Genomic DNA, 12,292 nt, shown 5'->3' with positions numbered 1-12,292 from the left:
ACTAAAAAGAGATTGAGACATAACCAAATCACCAGCTAGAAGCAACTATATACATGAAATCTACGTTCACCCTAAACATAAAAAAACCAAACAAGTTTGATTCCTCATCAGGAATCAAACTCGTTCGGATCTTCCTTCAGCTAATTTTGTCACAGCCTCTTTTAACTCTTTTTCACTTTTTGTGACATTGGCAACCTTACTGTAAATGTACTTCCTTTTTCTTGTTCACTTTCTACGTCAATTTTCCCTTTATGTGTTTCTACGATCCATTTAGCGATTGCTAAGCCTAGCCCATGACCTCCCATTTGACGAGATCGCGATTTGTCAGCACGATAAAAGCGGTCAAAGATTCGATCCTTTTCATCTGGATGGATCCCAACGCCCGTATCACGTACTTTTAATATACATTCACTTCCATGCTGAACTACTTGAATGTTGACATTTCCATGAGGAGTCGTATATTTAATCGCATTATCTAACAAAATGTAAATCAGCTGAGTTAGACGCTCTTGATCTCCAGTTACCACTAATTTTTCCGGTGTATCCAGCTGCAAATCAATATGTTTAGAAATCGCTAGGGTTTCAACGGATTCCATTACCTTTTGCACCGCATCTGTAATATCAAAGGGCATCATTGCTTTTTCTACTTTATTAGAGTCTGAGCGTGCAAGCGTAAGCAAATCACTGACGAGACTCGTCATCCGCTTTACTTCAGCTTTCATATTATTGATTAATTTTTTAGAAAAAGGATCTTCTGTTACTTCCTCCTGCATTTCTAAAGCGTTGATAGAAGAAAGCATAACGCTAAGCGGCGTTCTTAACTCATGGGATGCATCCGCCACAAACTCTTTTTGCTTTTGAAAAGCTGTTTCAATTGGAACCATAGCCCGTTTTGACATTAAGCGGCTGATATAAATGGCTACTCCTACAAACAGTACGGTAAGGCTTAACATAATAATAAGGAGCCACTTTAACAGCTGATAAAGAAATGAAACGTCTTTTCCAATATAAAGCATCCCTAAAAATTGACCTTTATAAAAAATAGGTTCACCCGCCATCATCAAATCAATATCTATTTTGCCTTCCCCGTTTTGCCCTTTTACTCCTTCAATATGTTCGAAACTAGGGCGTGGGGCTTTTATTCGTTCTTTCCGCACTTCATTCTCAATAGGGATCCAGCCATCAATTAAATTTAATAAGTTAGAGCGAAGCCGCTCGCTCGCTTCGTTTCCCATAATAAGGTCCCCTTCAGGACTGATTACATAATAAAAAAACTGATCTTCACCGGCTACGACAATGTTTTTGTACTCTTCTTTTGACTGTTGATTCGAGCTGTTTATCGCTTGTTTAATTAAGATGCTTTGGACAATTCGGGACTCTTGCTTTAGCATGCTATTTAAGTTTTGCTGCTGACTGTTGGATACAACCACATATACCAATGCATAAACAATAAACACGAATAATAGCAAAAACAGCATTAGTAATGCGCTATATCGGAATGTTAAACGATTTTGCGTCTGGCTGAATAAATCTTGCTTTACTTTTTGTTTTACTTTCTGTTTAGCTCTTGTAAGGAGTTTAGCTTTCAATTTTGTAGCCTACTCCGCGAATGCTTTGAATAAGATCCTGTTTGTTAAATTTCTCTAGTTTTTTTCGCAAAAGTTTAACCGTCGCATCAATCGTTTTAATGGAAACATCTGATTCATATCCCCATACCCGGTCTAAAATAATATCTCGAGAAAGAACCTGTCCTTTGTTTTTCACTAAAAAATCTAGGAGTTGAAATTCACGAGGACTTAATTGAATAAACTCCTCGTCAAACTGTACGGTTTGACTTGCTCTTTTTAATATCATGCTGGCAATCTCTACTTCTTCTTCTAAAATCGGTGCATAATTACGACGAGACAAAGCACGAAGCCTTGCAAGCAGCTCGTCAATTTCAAATGGCTTAATAACGTAATCATCCGCTCCTGCATCTAAGCCTTGTATACGATCTTGAACCGCATCTTTTGCTGTTAACATAAGAATAGCTCCGGCGTATCCTTCTTTTCTTAGACGTTTACATACATCAATTCCGTCGCCATTGGGCATCATCCAGTCAAGAATTAACACATCATAATGCGCTTCAGATGCATAATCATATGCATCATTCCCTTCCGTCACCCATTCGACGTTATAGCCTCCTTTTTTCTTTAGCATATAACTAACTAATTCACCTAGCTGCAAATCATCTTCTGCTAGCAGTACATTCATTCCGCGTAACTCCTTCCTTCGATACATTTCGCTGCATCCTTTTGTTTACTTTATTATACAAAAAGAATCAGCAGAAACAAGCTGCCTCTACTGATCTCTTTTCACTTTAAATTCCCTTAGCTATACTCAGCACGGGCGCAAACCGCTGTCCAGCAGTTCGCGCCTTTTGTACTCTTTATGAATGCCTAACGATTTGATTTGAATATGAAGGATTTGATCCATTAACAGTTTCTGTGACCTTTACAACACGCCGACATATCTCAGCTCGTACACCTCTGTGCTTCAATTGTTCGACGATTTTTTCTAACTTACTATAAGACGCTGTTTGTTTCATATCCATCCCCTCATTTCGTTAAGGTATTATTTATGAATCAAGTTTGTTTGTAATATCATATTTTTTCTTTAGCTTTTGTAACCATGTTGGATACTCTGTTTGGTATTTTTGATCAAGCAGCGTTTGCTTGATTTTTGCTTTACTATTTTCATATGTTGCTTTTGGCGCTTCTTTTTTGCCTGTTACTTTAATAATGTGATAACCGTATTCTGTTTTAACTGGATCACTTACTTCATTTACCTTCATTGAAAATGCTTTGTTGGCAAAAGCTTCGACCATATCACCTTTTTTGAAATATCCAAGGTCTCCGCCATTTGATTTAGAAGCTGTATCTGTTGAGTATTCTTTTGCTAACTTCGCAAAATCTTCTCCTTTATCAAGCTTTGCCTTTACTTCTTTCGCTGTTTTTTCATCTGCTACTAAGATATGACTAGCTTTCACCTGTGCTTCTGTAGCTAGTGAATCTTTATTTTGATCAAAATACGATTTCATTTCACTATCTTTAATATTAATAGTCGACTCGACCATTTTTTTTGCCTCAATATTCGTCTTTAAATCTTTTTTCAGCTCTGACAATTTTACACCGCTAGATGCTAATGCTTGATTTAATGCATCTTCTCCCCCGTACTGACTTTTAAGGTTTTCTAATTCAGCATTAATTTCTTTATCGGTTACTTTAATATTTTGTTTAGCTGCTTCTTTTGAAATAACTTTTTGTTCAATCAGTGAATCAAGGACACTTGATCCTCCTTGAGCAAGAAGAGCATCGTACAGCTGATCTTTTGTGATTTTTTCATCACCAACGGTAGCAACCACCTTTGATTTATTCATTGCTACGGCACCAATAGCTACTGCAGCAATAATCACAACGGCTGCAATAATCATAATTATTTTGTTTTTAGACATCGTTAAACTCCTTTTCCATTTCTCATTACTTACCTAAACTTAAACTTTTGCGCCTTGGTAACGGTTTAAGCTCAATTAAAGGTCTTGCAATAGTAGATACGTATTTACTCGACAACAACCACGCCACTCCACAAGCTCCAATTAGAAGAATACTGTATCCTTGTATACTTTCTATCCAGTCTCCAAAAGAAGATAGGCGGATATATTTAATCAGAAACCCATGTAGCACATATACATAAAAGGTTTGAGCACCTCGAGATGTAAAGGACATCGTTTGTGTAGGGATCAAAGCTAGAAAGGAAATCGTCATTGCTAAGCTGATGCTATAAAATAGCATACGAATGGTCATTCCCTCTAATTGATTTACACCTAAAGAGGCATAAGATTTTGAACCAAATAACCACTCTTTCTCAAAATCCGGTGCTATATACTGGATCCATAGAGCAATAATCAGCAAAGTGCCTCCAGCTACTTTTTTGCAAGAAACAGACGTCAACTTTTTAAAATGTTCTTTTTTCATATAAAATCCTGCTAAGAAGAAGGGAAAGAACACAAAGGTTCTAGAAAGGCTTAACGTTGTTTCCAGCGGTTCACATAAGCCAATCATAATTCCTAAAACTGCCGCAACGGCTAAAGGATATTTGATTTTTGTAAAAATGAACAACATGGCGTTCCAACAAAATAAACTCAATAAAAACCATAGCGACCAAGCTGGCTGAAACACTGAAACTTCAAATGTGGATTCATCATACAGTTTATAGTCGTATACCGCATAGATAAGTTGAAAAATAATATAAGGAAGTAATACTTTCTTCGCCATCTTCCACATATATCCTTTTTTTCGGTATCCCTTTGCAAAATAGCCGCTTATTAAAATAAACGCTGGCATATGAAAGGTGTAAATAAATATGTAGAGCGTTCGTAGCCACTGTTCATTATCAATGAAGGGAGTTAACAAATGGCCAAACACTACTAATACAATTAAGATAAATTTTACATTATCAAAATACGCATCCCGCTTAGCCATTTGACCTCCTCCTTTCTTTCGCGTTCTACGGATCTGTACGACGTGCTGCTGCGAATATCTTTTCTTTACATTCCTTACTATACATAGTGAAAATGAAAAAACAGTGAAAACCTTGCTTATTTCTATTTTTAAATAAGGCTCCGCTAAATAAGTTTGACAAATGGCGCCTCTTTCTCTACTATATAGATACGCACCCTATCCAATTCAATTTCGCTTGTTGCGGGACACTTAACCAGTACGGATGGATAGGGTGTTTTTGTATGCAAAAAAAGCAGAAGACCTAGGTCTTCTGCTTTTTATTTTGCTATAGGCTGACTTTCGTTTTTTCTGTTTCCTTTTTTATTTTTCAAATAATAAAACAAGTAACAAAAAAGGACAAATGGGATACCGCAGTATAATGCGATACGCTGACTCTTATCAAAAGCCAGTCCTACACAAGCAGCAAAGCATAAAACAAACGCTAAAATAGGTACAATAGGATATAAAGGAGCTTTGTAAACAAGCTTCGATACATCATTTCCTTCTTTAATATAGCGTCTTCTGAACATAAAGTGAGAAGCCGCAATAGCCATCCATACAGCTACAACCGCAAATCCAGAAATAGAAACTAATACTAAGTAAACAGTTGTTGGTGCAACTACGCTTGACAGCAAGGACAGACATGCCACTCCCATGCTGATAAGTAACGAATTAAATGGAACTCCTTTAGACGTTACTTTCCCTAACCAAGTGCTGACCATTTTTTGATCAGATAATGACCATAGCATTCTCGAACATGCGTATAATCCTGCATTAGCGTTTGATAATAAAGCTGTTAAAATAACCAAGTTCATGATATCTGCTGCGTAAGGAATACCTATTTGATCGAATACCGTTACAAAAGGACTTTCTAACACTCCTGCTTGTTTCCATGAAATCAATCCAGATAGTACAAACATGGCGCCAATAAAAAAGAAGAACGTACGCCAAATGATATTTTTAATTGCGCGAGGTATATTCTTTTCCGGATCCTCTGTTTCTCCTGCTGTAATACCAATTAATTCTGTTCCCGAAAAAGCAAAGCTAACGGAAACCATCGTAATTAATACAGGCATAAGTCCATTTGGAAATAAACCGCCCTCCCCTGTAAAATGAGAAAGCATCGGCGCTTTTTCATGACCGCTAAGAGGAATGAATCCAAACATCGCTGCTGCGCCCAAAATAATAAATACAATAATCGTTAATACTTTAATACTTGAAAACCAAAATTCTGTTTCGCCGAAAAAACGTACAGATGTTGCATTTAAACCAAATAATAAAAGGGCAAACAGCGCGCTCCATATCCAAACCGAAACGTCAGGAAACCATCTTTGCATAAGCAATCCAGACGCTGTAAACTCCGAACCGACAGATACCACCCAAGTCAGCCAGTAGAGCCAGCCAACCGCAAAACCAGTTCCCGGCCCGATAAACTTTGTAGCGTATACTTGAAATGATCCTGACACAGGCATTGCTACGCTTAGTTCCCCTAGACATATCATGACTAAATACATAATTAATCCACCGATTAAATAAGCAAGGAGTGTTCCCCCAGGACCTGCTGCACTAATTGTGTAGCCTGAATTAAGAAACAACCCCGTACCGATCACACCACCAAGGGAAATCATAAATAAATGACGGCTTTTCATTTTTCTTTGTAACTGATTCATAGATGTTGTATTCTCTCCCATTATGTACCTCCTTTTTATAGTAAACCCATCAAAAAACTTGGTTTATTTACATATTCTCTACAGTCTCTTCTCTGCAGGAGTAGGCTCTATTTATTCGATATGTACGAATTTTGTATATTGTATACAATATACACTTCTTAAATCTTTTTACGATTATATCATTTTTCAGATTTTTTACAACAATGAATAGTAAAAAATATTTCAATAATTCTATTTTTTATATCCTAACTAAGATTAATTGAAGTGATATGATATGATTATTTTTACACCTGTACGTTCTTTCACGCTATTTTTATACTTTTTCATCACCATGACATGAAGAGAAAGAACGGCTGATGCGATATTTATTTTAGGGGGGAAACAATGAACAAGGGGCCTATGATTTATCATTCATTAAAAGATCATGTATATAACTACATAGCAAGTCAAATTCAAGACGGTACACTGCTGCCTAACGACAAAATAAATGAAGCCAGTATTTGTTCTCAGCTGAATGTCAGCCGAACGCCTGTGAGAGAAGCGCTTATTAAACTGGCTTCAGACAATCTATTAGAATACAGACCGCGCAGAGGGTTTACTGTAAAGGAAATTGACACACCAAAAAAACTAGAAGTATTTGAAATCGTCGGTGCTTTAGATGGTCTTGCAGCTGCGCTGTCGATTGATCACTTAACGGAAGAAGATTTTACGAAGATGGATGAGCTTATTAAAAAAATCGATGTTTCGATTGAATTAGAAAATTATCAGGATTATCAAAAATATCAAACGTATTTTCATCGAGTCTATTTGAACCGATGCGGTAATGTGACCTTAAAAAAACAGCTTATATCTTTACAAGACGGATTCATCAGACAAACGTACTTTAGCAATGACAATAAAGAGCTATACGCCATTTTACATGTGATGAATGAACATCACCGCCATATTCTGAAACTTCTGAAGCAGAAAAAAAAGGCGGATGTTCAGCTTTACCTTCAAAATGTCCACTGGAACATCGAATATCCAGAAATGATTTGATCAAAGAGCTCGAGACATAACTAAATCAATTCAATCAACAGCTAGAAGCAACGAAATATATGAAACCTACGTTTATCATACCAATAAAAAAAATCCGAACGAAGTTGATTCTTCATTAAGAATCTCAATTCATTGTTCGGATTTTTCTTTAACTAAAATACTTTTGTCCCAGCCTCTTTTATTTTGCTATAGCAGAACGCTGTTTTTCTTCTTTTACGTACCAAATGAATTTCCCTGTATATCCGTAAATAATCGCCAAAATAATAGAGACAAAACTGAGCCACATAAACGGCAGATAAGCGAATGTAGAAATTCCAAGCGTTGTAGCTAGAAATACACCGTTATCCGTCCATGGAACCATTCCAGAAGTTAAGGTTCCTCCTACTTCTGAGTTACGGGCAAGCACCAGACGCTGTATTCTTAACTTATCATAACTTTTCTCCATAATTTTCGGTGTTAAAATTAATGAAACATACATCGCACAACCAAATATATTCCCTAATAACCCAACGAAAATAGTAGAAGCCGTAACGTTTCCTGAATTGACAAGAATTTTTTCAAATTTAGATAGCAGGACTTCTAAGACGCCGAGCTCATCTAATAACCCGCCAAATCCTAGTCCAAAAATAATGACAATAATAGAACCGACCATGCTTAAAATTCCGCCACGATTTAAAAGCTCACTTAAAAATGTGTTGTCGGTATTAATTTTAAACCCTTCATAAGCCGTATTAAATGCGCTAGCCACATCCATATGTTGAAAGACAACTGCCCATATAATTCCTAATAATGAACCAATCGCAATTGCTGGAAGAGAAGGTTTCTTTAATGCTAAAAGGACAATGACAGCCAAAGCCGGAATCAGCATCCACCCGCTGATATGGAATGTATCCAACAGCGAAGATTTTAATTCTTCTACCCGTCCAGCATCAAAATCTTTTCCCCCATACATAAATCCTGTTACCGTAAATAATACTGCCGTAATGAGGTAAGCAGGAATATCCAACACTAACATTGCTTTTACGTGATCAATAACATTCACTCGAGCCATTGACGCAGATAAAATGGTACTGTCAGAAAGAGGAGAAAGCTTGTCTCCAAAATAAGCTCCTGAGATCACGGCTCCAGCTACTAAAGGAAGCGGCATACCTAGCCCTTGTCCGATTCCCATCATCGCGATTCCGGCTGTACCAACCGTCCCCCAAGATGTTCCTGTTGAAATCGAGGTAATAGAGCAAATGATAAGTGTAGCAAGTAAAAAGAATGTTGGATTAATAAACTCTAATCCAAAATAAATAAGAGAAGGAACAACTCCTCCGGCAATCCATGTTCCAATTAACGTACCGACGGCTAATAAAATTAAAATAGCTTCTAAGCCGTTTGATATTCCTCTTGTAATGGCCCCTTGCAGGTGATTATACGTATACCCAAGTCGTACTCCTAGCGCCATAACAATAAACCATGAAATAAATAAAGCGAGCTGAATAGGTAAATCAAAAACAGTTGCAAATGAAATAACAACAGCTAAAAATAAAGCAAGCACAATCATTATTTCCCACATAGATGGTAAACGGGTTGTGTTCAAACTAGCTCCTCCTAAACTGGTATGTAGATTCTGGAATGTGGTATCGTTTAAGAGCAAAACGTCCTTATTTTTTAATTGTTCCTCTTACTGCTCCAACGTATGTATTTCTATGAGTGCTTAAACAATAAACTGCATCTTTTTAAGAACATAAAATAAGGATACTCGCATAAACAATAAGCCATTTTTCTTTTATCCAGTGGTCATAATACCATAAGAGTATGCTTTCTTACAAGACTCATTATAAAGCGCTTTCTGTTTGTTTATACATTTTAATATATAAATATATTTTCATTTATTTTATTCAACGAAAAGAGGAAAGTAACATGAAAGAATATGCAACGTTTGCGGGAGGGTGCTTTTGGTGCATGGTCGCTCCTTTTGATCATCTTACAGGAATCCTCAGTATCCGCTCAGGCTACGCTAGAGATGAACAAATCAGTTCTGAAGCTTCTGCTCTTGTAAAAAAGGAAAACGAGTACGTAGAGGCCGTGCAAATTGTATGGGATTCTTCTCACATTACGTTTGAAGAGCTGCTTAACCTGTATTGGCAGCAAATTGACCCTACGGATTCCGCCGGACAGTTTTCAGACCGCGGACCGTCGTATCGAGCCATTATTTTTTATCATAACGAAAAGCAAAAAGAAGCGGCTCTCGATTCTAAAAGAAAGCTCGTCCAAAGCGGACGTTTTAAGAACCCTATCGTCACATCTATTTTACCTTTTTCTTCTTTTTACGAAGCAGAAGAGCAGCAGCAGGATTATTATCGAAAAAACGCATTTCACTATAAATTATACAAAGAAGGCTCGGGTCGAACTGATTTTTTGACACAGCATTGGCCAAAGGACCGCTCCTATCTAAAAAAGGTCCTAACGCCCATGCAATATTTTGTTACGCAGGAAAACGGAACCGAACCTCCTTTTACGAATTTATATTGGAATAACAAAAAACAAGGAATTTACGTTGACCTTCTAACGGGAGAAGCACTGTTCAAAACATCAGATCAGCTTCCTTCTCATACAGGCTGGCCCATTTTTAAGCGCCCTATCTTATACGGAAACATAAAAAGAGTGCCGGCGCAGCATTCAACAGCGCTAAAAAGCAAAGAAGGAAATAACTATCTGGGTCTACTTTTAACAGAAGAAAACAGCGAATACTATCAAGTAAATTCCGCGGCTTTGCGCTTCATTCCAAAAGAGAAGCTTAAAGAAGAAGGGTATGAAGACTTTTTAATTTTGTTTTGATACTTATACTTTTTTAAAAGGATAAAAATAAGCCGTGACTTGATTGGCATAGTGCACAATTAAATCGCGATTGTCCGCGGGACGCAAAAAAGGCTGAGTAATAGAATCATCTCTTATTTCACACTCCCCTTTTTGCAGCTCCCAAGGATCATGATAAAGGTCTCCTCGGTAGACATTTCCTTGATGAGTGGTAAATAAGCAGTAGCGCTCTGTAAGCCAATGAGCTAATTCTCCTTCTCTACTGCGATAGGACGGAGAAATACCTCTATATGTAAGCTTTACTCGCTCTTTTTGTGAGTCTCTGTGCGTTCGAACTGACTGAAAAGAAATATGGCTCTGAGTTTTGTTGAATGTCATAGCAGCGTGGTAATAAGGCAAATGAAAAAACTGACGAGCAATCCATACCCCTAGTGGATTGCTTGCGTCTAAACTAAAAAAATAAACGCCTTTTTCCCCTTTATATGTAACATATGTACGCACATTCAGCTCATATAGCTGTGAAAAGATAGGAACTGCGGGCGTTCCTTTAAATCGAATGTCTGTCATCGTAAAAGGCACAAGTGCAATCCATCCTTGACCATCATAGGTGTCAGGCTCTAACTGACTAGGCAATAAAGAAGCCAAAAATGCCGGATCTACAGGCCAATGAATAAACAGTAAATCTTTCCACGTTTGTTTCATTATCCAATTATTTTTCACTTCTTGGTCCCTCCTTTTTCTAGATGTTCTTTCCCATTAATTCAGCGGCTGCCGATTTCCCTGACAAATATGCGCTCTCTAACCGTGAGTGATTTGTTTCGTCTTCCCTTCTTAAAAAAGCATCTCCTGCCACCAGTAGCGACGGCATAATTTTAGCAAAGGGCTGATGAAGAACTTGTTTAACCTCTGCATAGCGCCATTTCTTTAACTGAATGCTTTTAATATGATTTGCACCTATCCATTCTTTTATTTCATTTTTTATCGCCCGCAGCAGCTCATGTTCATGTTCATCAAAATGTTTTTCTGACCAGTCTTTATTCATATATATGCTAAGAACGGGCGTCTTTGATATTCCTTTTTGCTCATGATTAACGATTCTTTGGATTGTGCTAGAAGGATTCGTGATTTGACCATGATCACCATACATCATCTCTGTGTGAAGCTCCACGATAGCAACCAAGCAAGGACTAAATTTCAGTGTATTAAGAATTGATTGGTCCGCTTGCAACTTACTATTATTAAGTACCTCAACAACCTGGGGAGACGGAGCTGTAAGAATGATATCAGTCGCTTCAAAAATCTCATTTTCTTCTGTATACAGCTGATACCTTCCGTTTTGAAAATCAATGGCTTGAACTTTTCGATTCACGTATACGCGTAGATCTTCAGCTAAATATTTAGCTAGCGCATTCATCCCATTCATACTTTGATACCGAGGGTGATGGTCACCAAACCACTTCTTAACCTTTCTATCAGCTATCCATTTATTTACGTCTTGTTGAAATTCATCGGATCTCACTGTAAAAAATTGAGCTCCGTGATCTGCTTTTCCCTCTCCTACTCTTCGGGTAGCCATTCGTCCCCCTACACTTTTACCCTTATCAAGAAGAAAGACCTCTATTCCTTCTTTTTGTAATTCAGCCGCTGCTGTAAGGCCCGTCATTCCAGCACCTACTATTCCTACTCGTCTCATTTTTTCCTCCTTATTTAACGCATTTACTTACAGTATAAAAAAAAGCGGAATGATTGAGCTAATTTAAACTGTCTTTTTCATTTAACTGCTTTTCTGCTTGTCTCAAAAAAATAGTCTACGATTCCATTCAGCTGAGTATACTTGTTGTATACAAATATATCTTTACCTGCTAGCACGTCTACAGATAGGAGGACTGTCACATGATGCTCTATGATATTAAGCACAAAGTATATTACGAAGTATTTAATACAGCTCGCCCTAAAATGAAGGACGCTCACCAAGGACGAAGCTGGGGATATGTTTATAAAAATCTCAATGGACAACCTACAAAGTTTTGGATTGATTTTACGCACGGACGTTTTATGTACTTTCAAGTTGAAGACAAGTGGTATCGCGTGCAATATTTGCAGTCCAATGATAAGAAAAAAACAGCGGATGTCTTTAAAGGCGCTCTCATTGACTTGATTTTAGATGGAATGGATCTCAAGTTAGTACGAGGAAACTTTGAAAAGAGAAGACTCTTAGCTTTATAACACATAGAAAAACAG

The 12,292-nt window shown here is 37.4% G+C and carries 11 protein-coding genes; 3 read left to right on the top strand and 8 right to left on the bottom strand.

Annotated elements, in window-relative coordinates:
- Window positions 1–161: 161 nt before the first annotated feature.
- The 5 genes from BG04_RS21530 to BG04_RS21510 all read right to left on the bottom strand — a co-directional run bounded on the left by BG04_RS21530 (window position 162) and on the right by BG04_RS21510 (window position 6,229).
- Window positions 162–1,589, bottom strand: coding sequence for a sensor histidine kinase (locus tag BG04_RS21530; RefSeq protein WP_025752077.1), 1,428 nt, complete (start codon window positions 1,587–1,589; stop codon window positions 162–164).
- On the bottom strand, window positions 1,579–2,253 hold the full coding sequence (locus BG04_RS21525) for a response regulator transcription factor (protein ID WP_013056756.1): 675 nt from the start codon (window positions 2,251–2,253) through the stop codon (window positions 1,579–1,581). Before BG04_RS21525 ends, BG04_RS21530 begins: the two co-directional genes overlap by 11 nt.
- 364 nt (window positions 2,254–2,617) lie before the next feature.
- The gene (locus BG04_RS21520; protein ID WP_034652665.1) at window positions 2,618–3,493 is read right to left on the bottom strand and encodes a peptidylprolyl isomerase; all 876 of its coding nucleotides are present in this window, start codon (window positions 3,491–3,493) and stop codon (window positions 2,618–2,620) included.
- Between the two features lie 25 nt (window positions 3,494–3,518).
- A complete protein-coding gene (locus BG04_RS21515) occupies window positions 3,519–4,520 on the bottom strand; it encodes an acyltransferase family protein (RefSeq protein ID WP_034652667.1) in 1,002 nt (333 codons plus the stop codon).
- Window positions 4,521–4,816: 296 nt separating this feature from the next.
- The gene (locus BG04_RS21510) at window positions 4,817–6,229 is read right to left on the bottom strand and encodes an amino acid permease (RefSeq protein ID WP_034652669.1); all 1,413 of its coding nucleotides are present in this window, start codon (window positions 6,227–6,229) and stop codon (window positions 4,817–4,819) included.
- A 363-nt stretch (window positions 6,230–6,592) separates the two neighbouring features.
- Here BG04_RS21510 and BG04_RS21505 point away from each other — a divergent pair, with 363 nt between their 5' ends.
- Complete coding sequence (locus BG04_RS21505; protein ID WP_016763868.1) at window positions 6,593–7,246, top strand: GntR family transcriptional regulator; 654 nt, start codon at window positions 6,593–6,595, stop codon at window positions 7,244–7,246.
- A gap of 178 nt (window positions 7,247–7,424) precedes the next feature.
- Here the strand turns inward: BG04_RS21505 and nhaC are convergent, their stop codons facing one another.
- The gene (nhaC, locus tag BG04_RS21500) at window positions 7,425–8,831 is read right to left on the bottom strand and encodes a Na+/H+ antiporter NhaC (RefSeq protein ID WP_016763867.1); all 1,407 of its coding nucleotides are present in this window, start codon (window positions 8,829–8,831) and stop codon (window positions 7,425–7,427) included.
- Window positions 8,832–9,154: 323 nt separating this feature from the next.
- Here nhaC and msrA point away from each other — a divergent pair, with 323 nt between their 5' ends.
- Window positions 9,155–10,072, top strand: a complete 918-nt coding sequence (gene msrA / locus BG04_RS21495) for a peptide-methionine (S)-S-oxide reductase MsrA (protein WP_016763866.1) — start codon at window positions 9,155–9,157, stop codon at window positions 10,070–10,072.
- 3 nt (window positions 10,073–10,075) lie between these two features.
- Here msrA and BG04_RS21490 read toward each other — a convergent pair whose 3' ends face one another.
- Together BG04_RS21490 and BG04_RS21485 are read right to left on the bottom strand one after the other, a co-directional pair.
- Entirely contained in the window at window positions 10,076–10,771 is a 696-nt protein-coding gene (locus tag BG04_RS21490) for a YqjF family protein (RefSeq protein WP_034652672.1), read from the bottom strand.
- A 19-nt stretch (window positions 10,772–10,790) separates the two neighbouring features.
- The gene (locus BG04_RS21485) at window positions 10,791–11,744 is read right to left on the bottom strand and encodes an NAD(P)/FAD-dependent oxidoreductase (protein ID WP_034652674.1); all 954 of its coding nucleotides are present in this window, start codon (window positions 11,742–11,744) and stop codon (window positions 10,791–10,793) included.
- Window positions 11,745–11,944: 200 nt separating this feature from the next.
- Between BG04_RS21485 and BG04_RS21480 the strand changes: the two genes are divergently transcribed.
- Window positions 11,945–12,277 carry a hypothetical protein gene (locus tag BG04_RS21480; RefSeq protein ID WP_013056747.1) on the top strand — a complete coding sequence of 111 codons (333 nt, stop codon included), beginning with the start codon at window positions 11,945–11,947 and terminating at the stop codon, window positions 12,275–12,277.
- Window positions 12,278–12,292: the final 15 nt, after the last annotated feature.

This window comes from Priestia megaterium NBRC 15308 = ATCC 14581, from assembly GCF_000832985.1.
In the GTDB taxonomy this organism is placed as follows: Bacteria; Bacillota; Bacilli; order Bacillales; family Bacillaceae_H; genus Priestia; species Priestia megaterium.
The sequence above is the reverse complement of the archived record's forward strand: the minus strand, read 5'-3'. Positions and strand labels throughout refer to the sequence as shown.